The 19,454-nt window shown below is 63.1% G+C and carries 19 protein-coding genes and 1 tRNA gene; 3 read left to right on the top strand and 17 right to left on the bottom strand.

Annotated elements, in window-relative coordinates; translation table 11 throughout:
* Positions 1 to 77 precede the first annotated feature (77 nt).
* From glnA to map, 3 genes are all read right to left on the bottom strand, one after another.
* Positions 78 to 1,490 carry a type I glutamate--ammonia ligase gene (gene glnA / locus F4U94_RS05655; RefSeq protein WP_120250021.1) on the bottom strand — a complete coding sequence of 471 codons (1,413 nt, stop codon included), beginning with the start codon at positions 1,488 to 1,490 and terminating at the stop codon, positions 78 to 80.
* Positions 1,491 to 1,598: 108 nt separating this feature from the next.
* Positions 1,599 to 1,937 (bottom strand): P-II family nitrogen regulator, encoded by a 339-nt coding sequence (locus tag F4U94_RS05650; protein WP_120250022.1) that lies wholly within the window; start codon positions 1,935 to 1,937, stop codon positions 1,599 to 1,601.
* A gap of 243 nt (positions 1,938 to 2,180) precedes the next feature.
* Positions 2,181 to 3,011 carry a type I methionyl aminopeptidase gene (map, locus tag F4U94_RS05645; protein ID WP_120250023.1) on the bottom strand — a complete coding sequence of 277 codons (831 nt, stop codon included), beginning with the start codon at positions 3,009 to 3,011 and terminating at the stop codon, positions 2,181 to 2,183.
* Between the two features lie 79 nt (positions 3,012 to 3,090).
* Here map and F4U94_RS05640 point away from each other — a divergent pair, with 79 nt between their 5' ends.
* A complete protein-coding gene (locus F4U94_RS05640; protein WP_120250024.1) occupies positions 3,091 to 3,852 on the top strand; it encodes a competence/damage-inducible protein A in 762 nt (253 codons plus the stop codon).
* A gap of 9 nt (positions 3,853 to 3,861) precedes the next feature.
* Here the strand turns inward: F4U94_RS05640 and F4U94_RS05635 are convergent, their stop codons facing one another.
* From F4U94_RS05635 to F4U94_RS05605, 7 genes are all read right to left on the bottom strand, one after another.
* The gene (locus F4U94_RS05635) at positions 3,862 to 4,248 is read right to left on the bottom strand and encodes a c-type cytochrome (protein WP_120250025.1); all 387 of its coding nucleotides are present in this window, start codon (positions 4,246 to 4,248) and stop codon (positions 3,862 to 3,864) included.
* A 174-nt stretch (positions 4,249 to 4,422) separates the two neighbouring features.
* Positions 4,423 to 4,498, bottom strand: a tRNA-Lys gene (locus tag F4U94_RS05630).
* A gap of 106 nt (positions 4,499 to 4,604) precedes the next feature.
* Positions 4,605 to 5,717, bottom strand: coding sequence for a rod shape-determining protein RodA (gene rodA, locus F4U94_RS05625; protein ID WP_120250026.1), 1,113 nt, complete (start codon positions 5,715 to 5,717; stop codon positions 4,605 to 4,607).
* Positions 5,714 to 7,789, bottom strand: a complete 2,076-nt coding sequence (gene mrdA / locus F4U94_RS05620; RefSeq protein WP_120252045.1) for a penicillin-binding protein 2 — start codon at positions 7,787 to 7,789, stop codon at positions 5,714 to 5,716. Before mrdA ends, rodA begins: the two co-directional genes overlap by 4 nt.
* Positions 7,786 to 8,313: a rod shape-determining protein MreD gene (gene mreD, locus F4U94_RS05615; protein WP_120250027.1), complete on the bottom strand. Its 528-nt coding sequence runs from the start codon at positions 8,311 to 8,313 to the stop codon at positions 7,786 to 7,788. The genes mrdA and mreD overlap by 4 nt, the downstream gene beginning before the upstream one ends.
* Positions 8,310 to 9,224, bottom strand: coding sequence for a rod shape-determining protein MreC (gene mreC, locus F4U94_RS05610; protein WP_120250028.1), 915 nt, complete (start codon positions 9,222 to 9,224; stop codon positions 8,310 to 8,312). The genes mreD and mreC overlap by 4 nt, the downstream gene beginning before the upstream one ends.
* Positions 9,225 to 9,241: 17 nt before the next feature.
* A complete protein-coding gene (locus F4U94_RS05605; RefSeq protein WP_024019606.1) occupies positions 9,242 to 10,288 on the bottom strand; it encodes a rod shape-determining protein in 1,047 nt (348 codons plus the stop codon).
* Between the two features lie 162 nt (positions 10,289 to 10,450).
* Here F4U94_RS05605 and mutL point away from each other — a divergent pair, with 162 nt between their 5' ends.
* Complete coding sequence (mutL, locus tag F4U94_RS05600; protein WP_150411862.1) at positions 10,451 to 12,247, top strand: DNA mismatch repair endonuclease MutL; 1,797 nt, start codon at positions 10,451 to 10,453, stop codon at positions 12,245 to 12,247.
* Positions 12,248 to 12,253: 6 nt separating this feature from the next.
* Here the strand turns inward: mutL and F4U94_RS05595 are convergent, their stop codons facing one another.
* The 5 genes from F4U94_RS05595 to ychF all read right to left on the bottom strand — a co-directional run bounded on the left by F4U94_RS05595 (position 12,254) and on the right by ychF (position 17,330).
* Positions 12,254 to 12,718 (bottom strand): MaoC family dehydratase, encoded by a 465-nt coding sequence (locus F4U94_RS05595; protein ID WP_120252046.1) that lies wholly within the window; start codon positions 12,716 to 12,718, stop codon positions 12,254 to 12,256.
* Between the two features lie 61 nt (positions 12,719 to 12,779).
* The gene (locus F4U94_RS05590; protein WP_120250030.1) at positions 12,780 to 14,333 is read right to left on the bottom strand and encodes an alkaline phosphatase D family protein; all 1,554 of its coding nucleotides are present in this window, start codon (positions 14,331 to 14,333) and stop codon (positions 12,780 to 12,782) included.
* Positions 14,334 to 14,344: 11 nt separating this feature from the next.
* Entirely contained in the window at positions 14,345 to 15,622 is a 1,278-nt protein-coding gene (locus tag F4U94_RS05585; RefSeq protein WP_120252047.1) for an alkaline phosphatase family protein, read from the bottom strand.
* 79 nt (positions 15,623 to 15,701) lie between these two features.
* Positions 15,702 to 16,223 (bottom strand): DNA-deoxyinosine glycosylase, encoded by a 522-nt coding sequence (locus tag F4U94_RS05580; protein WP_120250031.1) that lies wholly within the window; start codon positions 16,221 to 16,223, stop codon positions 15,702 to 15,704.
* 6 nt (positions 16,224 to 16,229) lie between these two features.
* Complete coding sequence (gene ychF / locus F4U94_RS05575) at positions 16,230 to 17,330, bottom strand: redox-regulated ATPase YchF (RefSeq protein WP_120250032.1); 1,101 nt, start codon at positions 17,328 to 17,330, stop codon at positions 16,230 to 16,232.
* Between the two features lie 159 nt (positions 17,331 to 17,489).
* On the opposite strand from ychF, the gene F4U94_RS05570 reads away from it, so the two are divergent.
* Positions 17,490 to 17,933, top strand: coding sequence for a DUF983 domain-containing protein (locus tag F4U94_RS05570; protein ID WP_120250033.1), 444 nt, complete (start codon positions 17,490 to 17,492; stop codon positions 17,931 to 17,933).
* Here F4U94_RS05570 and F4U94_RS05565 read toward each other — a convergent pair.
* Entirely contained in the window at positions 17,930 to 18,682 is a 753-nt protein-coding gene (locus F4U94_RS05565; protein ID WP_120250034.1) for a glutaminyl-peptide cyclotransferase, read from the bottom strand. The two genes, F4U94_RS05570 and F4U94_RS05565, sit on opposite strands and share 4 nt — an antisense overlap.
* Positions 18,679 to 19,416: a CAF17-like 4Fe-4S cluster assembly/insertion protein YgfZ gene (ygfZ, locus tag F4U94_RS05560; protein ID WP_120250035.1), complete on the bottom strand. Its 738-nt coding sequence runs from the start codon at positions 19,414 to 19,416 to the stop codon at positions 18,679 to 18,681. Before ygfZ ends, F4U94_RS05565 begins: the two co-directional genes overlap by 4 nt.
* Positions 19,417 to 19,454 lie beyond the last annotated feature (38 nt).

Raw genomic sequence — 19,454 nt, 5'->3', positions numbered from 1 at the left:
GGGCGCGCCTGGCCCAAAGGAAAAGGCCCAGCCGCATCGCTGCGACCGGGCCTTCCCGAAAGTCAGGGCTGAAAGGATCAGCTGCTGTAATACATGTCGAATTCGACCGGCGAAGGCGCCATTTCCCAACGGTACACTTCGGGCCACTTCAGTTCGATATAGGATTCGATCTGGTCCTTGGTGAACACGTCGCCCTTCAGCAGGAAGTCGTGATCGGCTTCCAGGCTGTTGAGCGCTTCACGCAGCGACGCGCAAACGGTCGGCACCTGGCTCAGTTCTTCGGGCGGCAGATCGTACAGGTTCTTGTCCATCGCGGCACCCGGATGGATCTTGTTCTCGATCCCGTCGAGGCCCGCCATCAGCAGCGCCGAATAGCAGAGATAGGGGTTGGCCATCGCGTCGGGGAAACGGAACTCGACGCGCTTCGCCTTGGCACCCGCGCCATAGGGGATGCGGCACGATGCTGAACGGTTGCGGGCCGAATAGGCCAGCAGAACAGGGGCTTCAAAGCCCGGCACCAGACGCTTGTAGCTGTTGGTGGTCGGGTTGGTGAAGGCGTTCAGGGCCTTGGCATGCTTGATGACGCCACCGATGAAGTAGAGGCACATGTCCGACAGGCCGGCATAGCCTTCACCGGCGAACAGCGGCTTGCCACCGTCCCAGATCGAGATATGCGTGTGCATGCCCGAACCATTGTCTTGCGCGATCGGCTTGGGCATGAAGGTTGCCGACTTGCCATAGGCCTGGGCAACGTTCCACACGACATATTTATAGACCTGCATGCGGTCCGCGGTCTGAACCAGCGTGCCGAAGGTCAAGCCCAGTTCGTGCTGCGCAGCGGCGACTTCATGGTGATGCTTGTCGCAGGGGAGGCCCATTTCCAGCATGGTGCTGACCATTTCGGCGCGGATGTCGGTCGCGGGATCGACCGGCGCGACGGGGAAGTAACCACCCTTGGCGCGCGGACGGTGGCCCAGGTTGCCGCCTTCATATTCCTTGCCGGTGTTGGTCGGCAGTTCGATGTCGTCGATCTTGTAATAGCTCTGCGAATAGTCGTTTTCGAAACGCACATCGTCGAACATGAAGAATTCGGCTTCCGGGCCGACATAGACGGTGTCGCCGAAACCGGCCGACTTCACGAACGCTTCGGCGCGCTTGGCGGTCGAGCGCGGATCGCGGGTGTAGAGTTCGCCGGTGTCGGGTTCCACGATGTCGCAGATCAGGATCAGCATCGGGGTGGCGCTGAACGGGTCGACATAGACGGCGTCCAGATCGGGCTTCAGGATCATGTCCGATTCGTTGATCGTCTTCCAGCCCTCGATCGAGGAGCCGTCGAACATCAGACCCTGGGTCAGTTCATCCTCGCCCAGCACCGAAGCGACCATGGTCAGGTGCTGCCACTTGCCCTTGGGATCGGTGAAGCGGACATCGACCCATTCGATCTCCTTTTCTTCGATCATCTTCAGGATGTCTTTAGGCGTGTTAGCCATGTGAACTTGCCCTTCTTTTAAAATACCCCCCCGAAGGGGTAGGTTGATATGCGTTCGCCAACGCTCCTGGAGGTGTCCCCCCTTCAAGCCGGCGAAAACCCGTTGAAATCAGATGGCGTCGCTGTCCCGCTCGCCGGTGCGGATGCGCACGGCGCCTTCGATCGCCGAGATGAAGATCTTGCCGTCGCCGATCCGGCCGGTCTGCGCGGCCGAGCTGATCGCTTCGACCACCCGTTCGGCCAGCGCGTCGTCGACGACGACTTCCAGCTTCACCTTGGGCAGGAAATCGACGACATATTCGGCGCCGCGATAGAGTTCGGTATGGCCCTTCTGCCGGCCGAAACCCTTGGCTTCGGTTACCGTGATGCCGGACACGCCCACTTCGTGCAGGGCTTCCTTCACCTCGTCCAGCTTGAACGGCTTGATGATCGCTTCGATCTTTTTCATCACTCGTTATCCCAACCCATGACGCACGTTCCGGGTGCGGGCGCGACCCGCATCCATCTCTTCTTCAAGGAACGATCGTCATGCCCCCCAAAGGCAGGCGCCGTTCCCATTACCAATCAATTACCGTGCCAAATGGCGAATCGCTAGGAATGCTTTCGGCGATGCAGCAATCTTTGTCCATATTGCCCGTATTCTGGGCAATATCATGACGTCATGCCTGTTTTTTGGGCAGCAATCCGATGATCAAAGTGCATAAGGCGGGCAGTCGAAACCGGCCGGGCTTTTGGTGAAGATTTCACAGCCGGTTTCGGTGATGCCGATACTATGTTCGAACTGAGCGGACAGGGTACGATCGCGGGTCACGGCGGTCCAGCCATCGTCCAGCATCTTCACACCGGGCTTGCCGATGTTGATCATGGGTTCGATGGTGAAGAACATGCCGGGGCGCAATTCGGGACCGGTGCCGGGACGGCCGATATGCACGACCTCCGGACTGTCATGGAAGACCTGGCCCAGGCCATGGCCGCAAAAGTCGCGCACCACGCCATAACGATGCTTTTCGGCATGGCGCTGGATGACATAGCCGATATCGCCCAGATGATTGCCGGGCTTGGCCTGCTCGATCCCCAGCATCAGGCACTCATAAGTGACTTCGACCAACCGCCGCGCCTTGATCGGCGCATCGCCGACGATGAACATGCGACTGGTGTCGCCATGCCAGCCATCGACCAGCGGCGTGACGTCGATATTCAGGATATCGCCATCCTTGAGCTTATAGTCCCCCGGTATGCCATGGCAGATGACATTGTTGAGCGAGATGCAGCAGCTATGGGTGTAGCCGCGATAGCCCAACGTCGCCGGCACCCCGCCGCCATCCAGCGACATACGGCGGACGATGTCGTCCAGTTCGCCTGTGGTCACGCCCACCACGACATGCGGCACCAGCGCGTCCAATATCTCGGCGGCCAGCCGCCCGGCCTTGCGCATGCCGGCAAAGCCGGATTCGTCATAGAGCTTGATCGCGGTGGAGCGGGTGGTCGGCGTATCGGCCGTCATCGTCATATATTCGGTCATGGCCCATTTATAGGCGCACCGACCGGATAATGCGAGAGGGCGGCTAGGCAGGATCGGCGGGGCAGGCTATGGGCTGGCCATGGCCGATCCCACCCGCATCTGGACCGCTGCGCTGATTGTCATCGGCGACGAAATTCTCTCTGGCCGAACCCAGGACAAGAATGTGAGCCAGATTGCGGTCTGGCTTGGCGTTCAGGGCATCCGCATGCGCGAAGTGCGCGTGGTGCCCGACGACCAGGACGCGATAATCGAGGCGGTGAACACGCTGCGGGCGCGCAACGACTATCTCTTCACGACTGGCGGCATCGGCCCCACGCATGATGATATCACGGTCGATGCGATCGCGGCGGCGCTGGGCGTGGGCGTGGACATCCACGAAGGCGCGCGCGCGATCCTGTCGCGCTATTATGAAACGCGCGGTGGCCTGACCGAAGCGCGCCTGCGCATGGCGCGCGTGCCGGCCGGCGCCGACCTTATCGAAAACCGCATGTCGGGCGCGCCGGGAATCCGCCACGGCAATATCTTCATCATGGCCGGCGTGCCTTCCATCACCGCCGGCATGCTCGATAGCCTGACCGGCAAGCTGGAAGGCGGCCTGCCGCTTCAGTCGGCGACGATCGGTTGCTGGGTGGCGGAAAGCGAGATTGCCGATCTGCTGGCCGCCACTGAGCGCGCGCATGTGGGGTGCCAGATCGGCAGCTATCCTTTCTTCCGCGAAGGTCGCACGGGGGCCAACTTCGTGATTCGCTCGACCGATGCCGCGACGCTGGACGCCTGCACCGCCGACCTCAGCGCCGCGCTGGAGCGTGGCGGCTGGGCCGTAACGGCTGGCGGTATCTGATCGAGCCTTTTATTTGGTCGCGCTCGCCAGATAGGCGATGAGGTTGGCCCGATCGGCGGCATTGGGCAGGCCGGCAAAGGCCATGCGATTGCCCGGCACGAATCCGCTCGGCTTGGTCAGGAACGCGTCCAGGCTTTTGGCGTCCCATCGGATCTTCGCTTTCTGCATCGCCGGGGAATAGGCGAACCCAGCCGTTGTCCCGGATGTTCGGCCGAATAGGCCAGCGAGCGAAGGCCCGATCTTCTTCGGTCCCGGCTTTACATCATGGCACAGGGCGCACCGCGCGAACACGCTCTTTCCCTTGGCCGCGTCACCGGTCTGCGCCATTGCGGGCATGGCAGTGCCGCAAAGGGCCGTCAGGATGAAAATTCTGGAAACGGATGCAACGGAAACCATCAAGCCTACCCCTAATCTCTTATCGCGCGGCGAGGGCTTCATCCGTCTGCCGCGATGCCGCTTTATGGCGGCGTGTCTGAATGGAGGTTTAAGCGGCTGGAGATCAACCGCATATTCCAACCGCCGGTCACAAAAAGAACGGTCCAGTTTCAATGGTGCGACGATCGGAAAGGGTGGTGGACACACTTGGGCTCGAACCAAGGACCCGCTGATTAAGAGTCAGCTGCTCTACCAACTGAGCTATGTGTCCATGCTGGGGCAACTATGCGCTCCGGCGTGGCGGGCTGTTAGCAGTCGCTTGCGATTCTGCAAACAGTAAATTGCTTTGTGACAGAATTTTTTCACGTCGCACTGATTTAGCGCCAGTTTCCCGTACCCGCACGGCGCTTTCCTGCACGGTCGATCGCCATGATGATGCCCACGCACAACATCACGGTCAGCATGGACGATCCGCCATAGGACATGAAGGGCAGGGGGATGCCGACCACCGGCGCCAGACCCATGACCATCATCAGGTTGATGGCGACATAGAAGAAGACTGTTGTGGTCAGGCCTGCCGCCGCCATGCGTGCAAACTTATCCTGCGTCCGCATGGATACCCGGATGCCCCAGCGGAACAGCAGCATGAAGGCCAGGATCAGCAATGTGCCGCCCAGCAGACCCCATTCCTCCGCCATGGTCGCGAAGACGAAGTCGGTATGGCCTTCGGGCAGATAGTCCAGATGGCTTTGCGAGCCTTTCAGAAAACCCTTGCCCCAGATACCGCCCGAACCGATCGCGATCTTCGACTGGCTGATATGATAGCCGGCACCCAGCGGATCGCTCTCGGGATCGAGGAAGATCAGCACGCGGTTCTTCTGATAGTCGTGCAGGAAGCTGAAGGCGATCGGCACCAACGCCGCGCCCGCCAGCCCCGTGCCGACGAACAGGCGCATCGGCAGGCCGGCCAGGAACATGACGGTCACGCCGCCTGCCGCAATCATGGTGGCGGTGCCGAGGTCGGGCTGTACCAGCACCAGCATGAACGGCACGCCGATCAGCACCAGCGCCGGCCAGATCGCATTCCAGCGCCGTATCTCACCCACGGGCAGCATCGCATAGAAGCGCGCGACCGTCAGCACGATGATAGGCTTCATGAACTCGGACGGCTGCAATTGCATGAAGCCAAGGTTGATCCAGCGCTGGCTGCCGCCCGCAACGCCGCCGATCAATTCCACCAAAAACAGCGCGACCAGCACCGCGCCATAAGCGGGAAAGGCGAAGCGGGCGAAGATTTCGACGGGAATGCGGCTGAGCGCCAGTGCCATGCCGGAAAATATGCAGAAGCGCACCGCCTGATTGACGGCCCATGGGAAGATGCTGCCGCTCGCCGCGCTGTAGAGGACGACCGTGCCGAAACCGGCGATCACCAGCAGCAGCGCCAATATACGCCACGGAAATTCGGTGAGGGGCTTTGGAACGATGCTCATGGCGCGACCGGGCTGTTGGCGGCCGGTGGAACATCATCCTCCTCCGCCGGGGAGGGGGGAGCCGAGGATGGCGCTGCTGGCGCAGATGCGTTGCCGCTGGCGGCATTCATCCCATTGTCCGCGGGCGGCGGTACTTCGCCCTTCTCGATCGCCTTGGCTATGCGGAAAGACGCCATCTGTCGCGCCTGCCGCTCGGTCGGCGTGCCGCCCCAGCCTTTCTCCAGCGTTTCCAGCTTCTCCATCGCCTTGGCCGGATCGAACAGATAGGACAGCGTATCGCTGGCGATCATCGGCGCGTCCTCATTGCGGATCATATGGCCGCCATGCTCGATGATGCAGGCGATGGCATAGCGCGGATTGTCGAACGGCGCGAAACCCTGAAACAGGGCATGATCGCGCAGCTTGAACGCCAACGAGCTGTTGCCACGCACGCCGCCGGCGCGCTCCGCCATGGTGATGCGGCGGACCTGTGCGGTGCCGGTCTTGCCGGCGATCATCACGCCTGGAATGGAACTGCGCGCCGCGCCGCCGGTGCCGCCGCCATTGACCACCGCATTCATGGCATCGCGGATGACGACCAGATGCTCCTCGCTCGCCCCGACCGACGCCGGATCGGGCCGGGGGGCACCGAAGATGAAATTCGGCATCAGCTGCCTGCCGGTCGCCAGCCGCGCCGCCATCACGGCCATCTGTAGCGGGTTGATGAGCATATAGCCCTGACCGATGGTGGCATTCACCGTGTCGTAGACTTGCCATTTCTGGTTATATTTCCGTTCCTTCCATGCCGGATCTGGCACGGTGCCATAACTTTGGCTGGGGAAGGGCAGGTCGAATTTCTGGCCCATGCCGACGCGTCGCGCCATGCTGGCGATCCGGTCCATGCCGATACGCTGGGCCATCTGATAGAAATAGATGTCGCAGCTTTGGGCGATCGCACCGCGCATGTTGAGCGGTCCATGGCCACGCCGTTTGTGGCAATGGAACAGCGTGTTGCCGACGCGAATGGCGCCGGGGCAATTGATCGTTTCCTGCGGGCCGATCCCCGCCTCCAGCAGCGCCAGCGCCACCATGGGCTTCACCGTCGAACCGGGCGGATACAGCCCTTGCAACGTCTTGTTGCGCAGGGGGACATGATCGTCCTTCGACAGCATCTCATATTCCAGATGGCTGATACCATCGGAGAAGCTGTTCGGATCGAAGCTGGGCATGGACGCCAGCGCCAGTACGTCGCCATTGTGGCAGTCGATCACCACCACCGACCCGCTCTGGGTGGCCAGACGCCGTCCGGCAAATTCCTGCAGGCCCGCATCGATCGTCAATTTGATCGTGCGCCCCGGCGTGTCGGTGCGGGTCGTCAATTCCTGGACGATCTTGCCGCGCGCCGTCACCTCGACCCGCTTGGCGCCGGGCTTGCCGGTCAGATGGCGATCGAACGCCTTTTCCAGCCCGTCCTTGCCGACCTTGAAGCCCGGCGTGATCAGCAGCGGATCGCGCCGCGCTTTATAATCTTCCGCCGTCGCCGGGCCGACATAGCCCAGCAAATGGCCGACCGTCGCACCGGCCGGATAATGACGCGAGAAGCCCTGGCTCGGTGCGACGCCCGGCAAGTCGGGCAGGCGCACGCTGATCGCGGCATATTGATCGTAGGTCAGCTTGTCGGCGACCTGCACCGGGCGGAAACCGGCGGATTTTTCCAGATCCTCGCGAATGCGATCGACATCGTCCGGCTCCAGCTTGAGCAACTGGGCCAGATGGGTAATCGTCGCCTCCGCATCCACGATGCGCTGCGGGATCAGGTCGACTCGGAAATCTGTGCGATTATTCGCCAGCGGTCGCCCGTTACGGTCGATGATCCAACCCCGGCGCGGCGGTATCAGCGTCAGGTTGACGCGATTGCTCTCCGACAGCAGGCTGTATTTCTCATTCTGGACGACGCTGATCCAGGCCATGCGCCCGACCAGCACGGCGCCGATCGCCCCCTGCAATCCCCCCACCACCATCGCGCGGCGCGAGAAGGTGAAGGATTGGGTGGCTTCGGTGACGATCTTGCGCTTGGGGAACGGGAATTTCATGCCATCACGCGCCAGCGGTCGATCCACGCACATTGGCGGACGATGAAAGGAAACAGCAATATCGTCCAGACCATTTGCGGCGCGACCAGGAAAAGCGTGACATTACCTCCACCTGTGATCCGTGCGAAAAACAAACCACCGGAGATGCAGAAGATAATGGCGAGCGTCGCAATTAGCCAGTCCTGACGATAGCCGCGCCAAACCATCCGCTGTTCGATCGCATCGATGCCGATCAGCGCCACCGTCCACAGGAACATGGCCGACCCGACCGGTTGACCGCTCATGACATCGTCGAACAGGCCGAGCGGCAGGCCGATCCAGGCGCGCCACAGGTCCGGCCGCAACAACCGCCAGGCCAGCAGCAGCAGGAGGCCGAAGGGCGGCATGATCGGTGATTGGGCGATGACGGGCAATGCCGTGAGGAAGGAGCCCAGCATCACGGTGATGACCGGGGTGCCCGCCAGCCGGAAGCGGGAAGGATGCCGCCCCAGCCGTGGTACATGGTACAGATGCGGATCGATCATGGCTGGGCGACGTTGCCGGCCGCAGGTTCATCCGCCACGCCGGGTGCCGCCGGACCAGTGCGGGTCACCGCATCTTCGAAGGCGCGCTCGACCACCACCGCATCGACGCGGGCGGGGTTCGCCAGCGGCACCGCATAAGCGATTTCGCCCTGCGCGCGAACAACGACTGCGACAGGTATATTGGGTTGATAGACGCCGCCGATGCCGGACGTCACCAGCAGGTCGCCGGGCTTGAACGGGTTGCGGCCGGCCGTCAGCGCGCGGACCTCCACCGATCCGTCGCCAAGGCCGGTCGAAATGGCAGGAATGCTGTCATTGGCGCGGCGAACCGGCACGATATTGCTCGTGTCCGTAATCAACAGCACTTCGGAACTGTTGGGCGTGGTGATGTGGATGCGGCCGATCAACCCTTCGGGCGCGCGCACCGGCATGCCGGGTCGAACGCCCTGCCACCGCCCGGCGTTGAGCCGCGCGAAGCGACGCGCGCTGGTCGCGGACGAAGCGATCAGGCGTGCGGTCAGCACCTCGCTGGCATCGGAATCGACCAACCTGAGCAACTTCTTCAGCCGCACATTTTCCTGCGCGACGGCCTTCGCCTCGATGATGCGGTTGCGGTCCGCCTCGACCTGCCGGCGCAGCGCGACATTCTGCGACCCGGCGCGCCAATAGGCGGCCAGCACTTCGTCCACCGACCCGACGCCGCTCACCATACCCTTCAGGGTGTTGGACACGGGACGACTGACTTCGGACGTGGCAATGCGAATGGCGGCGAAGCCGGTGGGGTCGAAAATCGCGACCACCACCAACAGCAAACCAATGGTCGCACCGACCACCGCCACGACATAGCTGGCGAACAGGCTATATTGCGCCTTCCGGTTGATACCGGGGCGTCGGCTGGCTGGCCGCGCCATCTAATCGTCCTTTTCGATCAGGCGGTTTGCAGCACGCCCCGGAAGATCGGGTCTTCCATAGCGCGGCCGGTGCCAATGGCCACGCAGGTCAGCGGGTCTTCCGCGATGGTGACGGGCAGGCCCGTTTCGTCGCGCAGCTCATCATCCAGCCCCTTGAGCAGCGCGCCGCCGCCGGTCAGAACGATGCCCTGATCGACGATATCGGCGGCCAGTTCAGGCGCGGTGTTTTCCAGTGCGATCCGGACACCTTCGACGATGGTGCTGATCGGCTCGGCCAGCGCATCGGCGATCTGGCCCTGATTGATGCTGATTTCCTTGGGAACGCCGTTCACCAGGTCGCGACCCTTGATGTGGATCGTTTCGCCCACGCCGTCTTCGGGCGGCTGGGCGACGCCGAACTGCTTCTTGATCCGTTCGGCCGTGGCTTCGCCGATCAGCAGATTGTGATGGCGACGCACGAAGGACACGATCGCTTCGTCCATCTTGTCGCCGCCGACGCGGACCGACGTGGTGTAAGCGAGGCCACGCAGCGAGAGCACCGCGACTTCGGTCGTGCCGCCGCCGATGTCGACGACCATAGAACCGATCGGCTCGGTCACGGGCATGTCGGCGCCGATCGCGGCGGCCATCGGTTCTTCGATCAGGAACACCTGGCTGGCGCCGGCATTGCTGGCGGCGTCGCGGATGGCGCGGCGTTCGACGCTGGTCGAACCCGATGGCACGCAGATCACGATCTCAGGCGCGCGCCAGGGGCTGTGCTTGCCGCCATGCACCTTGGTGATGAAATGCTTGATCATCTGTTCGGCGACATCGATGTCGGCGATCACGCCGTCGCGCAGCGGGCGAATGGCTTCGATGGAATCCGGGGTCTTGCCCATCATCAGCTTGGCATCGACGCCCACGGCCTTCACCCGCTTCACGCCGTTCAGCGTCTCGACCGCCACCACCGACGGTTCGTTCAGCACGATGCCGCGACCGCGCACATACACCACCGTATTGGCGGTGCCGAGGTCGATGGCCATATCCTGCGAGGAGAATTTGAAGAGACGCGAGAAGATCGACATGCCTTATCCTGTATCGCCCGCCGTCCCCGCGACGCGACAAGGGGACCGGTCGGAAAGCTGTTTCTGCTCCTGCCGTTAACCTCAGCTTCCTTGCGCTTTGCAGTGCAAAAAATTTCAGGTCGCGGCTCGCGGAAAGCGCTCGCTTGGGCTAGTCCCTAATCAATGTCAATACGCCGTCTACCCGAACATCTGGTCAATCGTATCGCTGCCGGTGAAGTGGTCGAAAGACCCGCCAGCGCGCTGAAAGAGATCGTCGAAAACGCTTTGGACGCTGGCGCGACTCGCATCGCGATCCGCCTGTCCCATGGCGGGCTGGACCGGATCGAGGTCAGCGATGACGGCTGCGGCATGGATTCGGCCGACATGGCGCTGGCGTTGGAGCGTCATGCCACGTCGAAACTGCCCGACGATGCCATTGAAAATGTGGCGACTTTGGGTTTCCGGGGGGAGGCGCTCCCCTCCATCGCCAGCGTTGCGCGCCTGTCGATCGACAGCCGGCCGCGTGGCGCCGATGGCTGGAACCGCACCGTGGACAATGGGCAACTGGTATCCGAGGGACCGGCGGCACTTCCGCCCGGCACCCGCGTCACGGTCGAGCAACTGTTCGGCAAGGTGCCGGCGCGGCGCAAATTCCTGCGCACGGCCAAGGCCGAATATGCCGCCTGCATCGACATCGTCCGCCGTCTCGCAATGGCACATCCCTCGGTCGCTTTTTCGGTCGAGCATGATGGCCGCCGCGTGCTGGGCGTGCAGGGGGGCGAAGCGCGGGAGGAGCGGGTGGCCGCGCTGACCGACCGGGCGCTGGCCGACAATCATGTCATCGTCAGCCTAGAGCGGGAAGGGGTGCAACTGTCCGGCGTCGCCTCGCTGCCCACATACAATCGGGGCGTGGGCGATCATCAATATCTGTTCGTCAATGGCCGCCCGGTGCGCGACCGGTTGCTGATCGGCGCGTTGCGAGGCGCCTATGCCGATATGCTGGCGCGCGATCGCCATCCGGTAGTCGCCCTGTTCCTGGATGTCCCGCCGCTGGAAGTGGACGTCAACGTCCATCCCGCCAAGACCGAAGTGCGCTTTCGCGACCCGGCGCTGATCCGTGGCATGATCGTGTCCGGCCTGCGCCGTGCGCTGGATGCCGAAGGCTTCCGGGCTGTCCAGAATGCCGACCCCGCAGCCTTGTCCGCCTGGAAGCCGGAGCCGATTTCGCCGACGCCGATCGGGTCGATGCCGATCTTCGAGGCGGCGGGCGCTGTGCCGCCTCCCAGCTATAATCAGTTCACCCCATCCGCCGCCTTCGCCGATCGCCGAAGCTCGTTCATCACGCCTCCGCCGCAGGCCCGCGCCGAACCCGCCGCTGCGCCTGCCCCGGAAGGTCGCAGTTTCCCGCTCGGCGTCGCGCGCGGACAGGTGGCGCGCACCTATATCGTCGCGGAAGCCGAGGATGGCCTCGTCATCGTCGACCAGCATGCCGCGCATGAAAGGCTGACGCTGGAGCGGATGCGCCGCGCGATGGAGGGGCAGGGTGTAGCGTCCCAGGCTTTGCTGCTGCCCGAAGTGGTCGAACTGGAGGAAACCGCCTGCGACCGGCTGGAGGCGCGGATCGCCGAACTCAAGGAATTCGGCCTCGACCTCGAACGGTTCGGTCCTTCGGCCATGCTGGTTCGGTCCGTCCCAGCGATGTTGGGCCAGGCTGATGTGCAAGGCATGGTCACGGATCTGGCCGACGATCTGGCGGCCTATGACAGCGCCTTGTCATTGAAGGAACGGCTGGATCTGGTCGCCGCGACCATGGCCTGCCACGGCTCGGTCCGCGCTGGCCGGGTGCTGAGCGTCGCGGAAATGAACGCGCTGCTGCGGGAGATGGAAGTCACACCCCGGTCCGGCCAGTGCAATCATGGCCGCCCGACCTGGGTGAAGCTGGGCCATGGCGATATCGAGAAGCTGTTCGGGCGAAAATAGCTCGGTTCAGGCTGGCCGGGTCCGCCACATGGCGATCGGGATCATGGTCAGGACCGGTTTGTCGTCCTGATTGAAAATCGTCACCTTGTTGCGGACGATCCCCATTTCCGGGCGGCTTTGCGACGCTTTCTTGTCGATCACCTCGCTCCGCCCGCGCAGCGTGTCGCCGGGGCGGACGGGACGGAGCCAGCGTAGTTCGTCCACGCCCATCGCGCCTAGGCTGGCCGCCTGACGGCCCGGATGCGCCTGCATTTCGGCGACGAACATCTTCATGAACAAAGCCGCCGTATGCCAGCCACTAGCGGAGATCGTGCCGAAATGGGTGGTCGCGGCGGCTTCATCCGACAAGTGGAAGGGTTGCGGATCGAATTCGGCAGCGAAGGCGACCGTTTCATCGCGCGAGACGGTGAGCGGCCCGAAATCGAAACCATCGCCGATCGCGAGATCCTCGAAATAGACAATGTCTTCCATGCTCATCCGTCTCCGCTTACAACGGATGAGTTTCTAGGCCTGCTTTCCGTTTACGTCAATGTCAGGCGATGCTGATCGACGGTTGGCCACGCGGTACCGTCAGACTGGCGCGGGTACTGATCGCACCGCCCGGCTCCGACACCTGATCCATTACGCGGAAGCGCGTCGTCCACGCGTCCGGCGTAACCTCGCACACCAGATAGCCGCGCTGGTCGTTGATGAATTTCAGCTCCGGGCTGTTCTTCATCATGATCTCGCTGCCCGGGCGCACATCCGATCCGTCGCCGCCCGAGGAGATGGAGGTCGACACGAATTCTACCGCGACAGGCTTGCCATCGCTTTCCAGCAGGCCGGCGAAATTCTGATGCTCGTCGCCTGTCAGCACGACGACATTGTCGAGCCCACGCATCTTGCCCAGCAAACGGTTACGCTGCGCCGCATAGGCGGCCCAGGTGTCGATATTGTAGATTTTCTGCGTTTCGTCGGCATAGCGGCGCCGGTCGAGTGACATCATCATCACCTGCTGCGCGACGCAGTTCCACTTGGCCTGCCCGCGCGTCAGATTGCGGACCAGCCAGCTTTCCTCTTCCGGCGACACGACCTGCGCCTTGGGATCGTCGATATCCTTGCAATAAGGCTTGAACCCGTCGCCGCATGGCTGGTCCGTGCGGAAGGAGCGGGTGTCGAGAAAGTCGATCGAGAGCAGGTCGCCATAGCGCGCCTCCCGATACATGTCGGTGATGATGCCATTGCGCGGGATCATCGCCACGCGCACGGGCATATATTCATACCAGGCCTGCAAACCGGCCTGACGACGCAGGCGGAAGATTTCCGGCGGCGCCTCGCCCTTGCCGTCGAAATCGCCTACCCAATTATTCTGGACTTCATGATCGTCGAAGGTCGGGAACCATGTGTGGCGCGCGCGCGCCGCCTGCAAATCATAGTCGCTCAGATATTGGGCATAGCGTAGTCGATAGTCGGCGACGTCGATACAATCCTGTCCGATATGCTGGCGCACCTGCGGCGCGGGCAGGCCATCCTTGTCATAATTCGGCCCACGTTTCTTATATTCGTAGATGAAGTCGCCATAATGATAGACGAAGGCCAGATCATCCTCGCGCGCCAGATGGCGATAGGCGGTGAACAGCCCATCCTCATAATTCTGGCACCCCGCGACGCCGAATTTCAGCGCCTTGGGGCTGGCCGATGCCAACGGCAAGGTTCGCGCCCGGCCGCGCGACGACTGGTCGCCGCCCAGCGCGAACCGATACCAATAGGGGCGATCGGGTTCCAGGCCCGCGACCTCGACATGGACGCTATGGCCCAGTTCGGGCCGAGCGATCGCTTCGCCCGATGCGACGATGGTCTTGAACCGGTCGTCGCTGGCCACTTCCCATTTTACCGGCAGCGGCACGGTGGGCATCCCGCCATACGGCTCGAAGGGCTTGGGCGCCAGTTTGGTCCAGATGACGAAACCGTCCGGTGCCGGGTCACCCGACGTCACGCCCAAAGAAAAGGGGTAGCCGGCGAACCAGCTTTGCGCCTTCACGATGGCGGGCACACCTGCCAGCGGGGTGACGGTGGCAGCAGACAATATCTGGCGACGGGTCAGCATGGGGGCAATCCTCAGCGGGCGAGAAGGCCGGACAGGGCAGCGGCATCGCCATCCGACGCGCGCGGCGTTACTCCGATCAGGCGGGCGAGCAGCGGATAGACATCGACGTTGGCAAAGCCGTTGGCCGGCGTCTTCGCACCCTTGGCAAAAGCCGGGCCGTTGGCGATGAACAGCGCCTGCATTTCGGGCGCGCGATCGTCCCAGCCATGATTGCCGCCGGTCACGTCGCCCTTGGGCTTGCTCGGCTGGATTTCCCAACCGGTGTCGGCCAGGCAGAAATAGGGCGGGATGCGGCGGTGCGTACCATAATGGAAGCGCGCCGGTATCTCGCCTTTGCGCCAACATTGCATATGTGGCGTCGCCTTGAGCAGCGCAGCCTCCAGCGCCTTTTCATGACCCGCTGTGGCGGCCAGGCTGGCATAGGGGCCGCTTTCGACGATGCGGTAGTCGGCCGGGTTGGCGACCGTGTCGAGCGGAATGATCCGATCCGCCGAACGTGCCGCCATGCCATGGTCCGCCAGTATGATCAGATTGGCTGGCTGGCCCATCGCCCTCAATCCCGCGACCAGTTCGCCGATATGCGCGTCCACCTCCGCAATGGCCTGCGTCGTTTCCGGCGCATCCGGCCCCTTCACATGGCCCGCCGTATCGACCGTGTCGAAATAAAGCGTGACGAAGCGCGGGCGGATGGCGTCCGGGCGGCGCAGCACGTCCAGCACCATGTTGACGCGCTGGGTGCCGCCGATCTGCTGATTGAACTGCGCCCAGTCCTGCGGCCGCGCGCCCCCATGGATCGCACGAGGCCATTCCTTGTCCTGCGTGCCGCCCCATGGCACGTTGGATCCGGGCCAGAACATGGTCGCGGTGCGCACGCCGGCCTTTTCCGCCGTCACCCAGATCGGTTCGACATCGTTCCACCAGAAGGGATCGTCGCTCGCCATGGTGAATTTCTCGTCCGGGCGCGCGGCATCTTCCATGTTGTTGGCGACGATGCCGTTGCGGTCGGGCCGATCACCCGTGACGATCGCCCAATGATTGGGGAAGGTCTTGGTGGGGAAGGACGGCCGCATCGGCGCCTCGACCCCGCTGCTCGCCAGCGCCGCCAGATTGGGCGTGACCCCGCGTTGCAGATAGTCCGCGCGGAACCCGTCGATGGATACCAATATGGTAACAGGTACGCGCTGCTCCGCCTGCGCGGCGGGGGCCGGGCGCTCCGTCGAGGCGACGGTGGTGCAACCGCTCAGGGCGGCAAGGGCGAGCAGGGCAGGGGCGAGGGTGCGGGATAACATGGCGACTCTTCGGATTTTGTTCGGATCAAAATCGCTTAGCAGCCATGCCATGACGGTAAAGTGACGTTTTGGTAGGCTTTTATGTCAGCACGTTGCGCAGTACCATCCAGGCCTGCCGTTTCGCCGCGCGCGACAGGCTGGCATAGGCGCCGCTGGAGGATGGCAGGTCGATCAACTTCAGCGCAAGCCGATCCCCCAATTGCCGCCTGCCATGCAGGCTGGCCGTCTTCCCGTTGAAGCCGATACCCCGCAACGCCGGGAGCCGTTCCACGAACAGTCCAAGATCGCGCAATTCCGCGCCCTTGATGCTGCTGTCCAGGCTGCCGGGCCGCTCCGCGCTCTCGATCACGTCCCACAGGCCGACGCCGATCGCGCGCAGGCGTTTCAGCCGCATCGCATAGGGCTGGCCGCGCAGATCCTCTTCCAGCACATCGCCCAGCAAGTCCCAGAAGGCATTGCCGCGATGGGCATAATATTCGCCCTGCTTGATCGACGCGTCACCGGGCAGGCTGCCCAGGATCAACAATCGCGTATCGGCGTCGACGCTGGGCGGAAAGGCGGCCTTGCGCTGCGCAGGCATTTGACCAAGGCGCAGCGCCATGGGCGATCAGACGTTGAAGCGGAACAGCATGATGTCGCCGTCCTGCGTCACATATTCCTTGCCTTCAGACCGCCATTTGCCGGCTTCCTTCGCGCCGGCTTCGCCGTTGAACTGGACATAATCCGCATAGGCCATGGTTTCGGCGCGGATGAAGCCCTTTTCGAAATCGGTGTGGATCGCGCCGGCGGCCTGCGGCGCCTTGCTGCCCTTGGCGACGGTCCAGGCGCGGGCTTCCTTCGGCCCGACGGTGAAGAAGGTGATGAGGCCGAGCAGTTCATAACCGGCACGGATGATGCGGGCGAGGCCAGCTTCGGTCAGGCCCAGCGCTTCGAGATATTCGGCGCGTTCCTCGATCGGCATCGTGACCAGTTCGGCTTCGATCGCGGCGGACACGATCACCGCCTTGGCATTTTCCGCCGCAGCCTTTTCGAACACGCGGGCCGAATGGGCGTTGCCGCTCGATGCGCTGTCTTCTTCGACATTGCAGACATAGAGGACAGGCTTCGCGGTCAGCAACTGCGCTTGCGCGAAGAGGCGTTCTTCCTCGACGTCGCGCGGCACGGTCAGGCGCGCGGGCTTGCCGTCGCGCAGCAGGTCTAGCGCCTGGCCCAGCACGGCGGCGGCCGCCTTGGCTTCCTTATCGCCCTGCGCCGCCTTCTTGGCGAGGTTGGGAACGCGCTTTTCCAGGCTTTCCAGATCCGCGAGCATCAGCTCGGTTTCGACCGTCTCGGCGTCGGCGATGGGATCGACCTTGCCTTCGACATGGGTGATGTCGCCATCTTCGAAACAGCGCAGGACGTGGACGATCGCATCCGTTTCGCGGATGTTCGCCAGGAACTGGTTGCCCAGCCCTTCACCCTTGGACGCGCCGCGCACCAGCCCGGCAATATCGACGAAGCTCAACTGCGTTTCGATGATCTTCGCGCTGCCGCCGATCTTTGCGATGGTATCCAGCCGGTCGTCGGGCACGGCGACCCGGCCCTCATTAGGCTCGATCGTGCAAAAGGGATAGTTGGCCGCCTGCGCCGCCTGCGTTTCGGTCAGCGCATTGAACAGGGTGGACTTGCCCACATTGGGGAGGCCGACGATACCGCAACGAAAACCCATTTGACTGCCTTACAAGATCGGAAAGAAGGATTGGCGCGCCGATAGCGCTTTGTGCGTAGAAAGGCCAGCCTTTGGGGAACAGTCAAAGGCGGGTGGGACAAAAGGCGCAATTGATAAGCGCGGTGCCGATACGACATGGGGATGATGTCAGGAGACGATATGGAACAGAGTAGCGAAACCCACTGGATCGACCAAAATGGTCGCGCGTGGAAGAAACGTCCGGCGCATGAAACGGGCGTGATGGGCCGGTGCCCACGCTGTGGCGAGGGGCATATCTTCACCGGTTTCCTGACGGTGCGCGATCATTGCGAGGTCTGCGGCCTCGACTATAGTTTCGCCGATCCCGCCGATGGCCCCGCCGTGTTCGTGCAGCTTTTCGCCTGCGTGCCCGGCGTTGTCTTCATCATCATGTTGGAAATATTGGCGCGGCCTCCGCTCTGGGTACATCTGGCCGTGGGTATTCCGGTGCTGATCCTGACGGCGATCCTGCCGCTGCGCCCGATCAAGGGCTGGCTGATCGCGGCCCAGTTCACCACCCGCGCGCAGGAGGCCGGCACCGCTGCGCTCTGGGCGAAGCTGCATGGCCACGAACCGCGTCCCTAATTGCTGCGGTTTACCTTGATTTCGAACAATTTCGGCCAATTCTTGCCGGTAATGAAGACGCGGTCCTTGTCCGCATCATAGGCGATGCCGTTGGCGACCGCTTCGCTGTCGGTCACGCCGGCGGCCTTGCGCAGGGGCGCGACGTCGATCCAGTCGATCACGGCGCCGGTCGCGGGGTCTATCCGTGCGATGCGGGTATCGTACCAGATATTCGCCCAGATTTCGCCGCGAACATATTCCAGTTCGTTCAGCCGATCGACGGCGCGCCCGTTCCAGGTCACGGTGATGCGGCGCTGCTCGGCCAGGCTGTCGGGATCGAGGAAGCGCAACTGGGCGGTGCCGTCGCTCATGATGAGGCTGCGGCCATCCTGCGTCAGCCCCCAGCCTTCCCCTTCATAACGAAAATCCGAAACGGGCGTGAAGTCTTTCAGATTCCAGACGAACCCTCTGCGATGCCGCCAGGTCAGGCTGACCAGCCGACCCTTCCAATTGACGATGCCTTCGCCGAAATAGGGCGGCTCTATGATGCGGCTTTGCAGGACTTTCCCGGTCTTGAGCGCAACCTTGCGCACCTCCGACTGCCCCTCCAAACCCGTACTCTCATAGAGGTCGCCATCCAGATAGAAGAGCCCCTCGGTAAAGGCCTGGGCATCATGGGGATAGGTTTTGACCAGCGTCCAGCGCGTGTCGGCGGCGGCCGGCGCACTCAGGGTGAAAGCGCAGAGCAGCGCCAGCAGGGCGCGCTTCATTCGGCAGCCTGACTTTCGATCGCGGTCGCGAGCCATGCAGGCAGGGCGGCGGGGTCGATCGATTCCACACGATGCAGTTCGATCGACAGGCCAAGGTCGGGCAGGGCAGCGCGCTGGCGCTTTTCGTCGGCCTGCGCCAGCGGCACGGCGATCAGCCGCCGGTTCACCTTGTTGCGATAATGCATACGGGCGGTATTCTCCTGACCCACATAGCATCCCTTGTCATAATCGACGCCCTGCAATTCTTCCGCATTGGTTTCCAGCCAGAGCGTCTGGTCCTGCCCCAGTTCGCCCGCCCCCTCGAATATGCCGAGTGACAGGCGATGGGCACGGAATGCAGCGGAAGCGTCTCCGGCATCGGCTGGCGCAAGCCAACGATGGCCAAGCGCGGGAAGGCGCGGGTCGAATGGCCGGTCGGCCGCATCGGTCGCCCAATGCACAGCCAGATCGTCAACACGGGCGATCACCACCTTGCGGCGCAGGCGATAGAGGGTCAGGCGCTTGGCGAGTATATCGGCCTGCGCCGCTTCGCAGTCGATCAGCACGTCATCGCCATCCGCCCACAGGAAGAAATCGAACAAGGCCTTGCCCTGCGGCGTCAGCAGCGCGGTCCAGCGGGGTTCGCCCTCCGCCAGTTTCAGCACATCGCGGGTCAATAGTCCCTGGAGGAAGGGCTTGGCCTCTTCCCCGGAAATTCTCAGGATTGCGCGGTCGGTCAGGGTGGTGCCAGTCATGGCCCCTAAGTAGGACCGCCGCGCGCCTAAGCCAAGCC

Origin of the sequence: Sphingobium limneticum, from assembly GCF_008710155.1 — a bacterium.
Taxonomy (GTDB): domain Bacteria; phylum Pseudomonadota; class Alphaproteobacteria; order Sphingomonadales; family Sphingomonadaceae; genus Sphingobium; species Sphingobium limneticum.
This window is presented reverse-complemented; position numbering and strand designations above follow the sequence as displayed.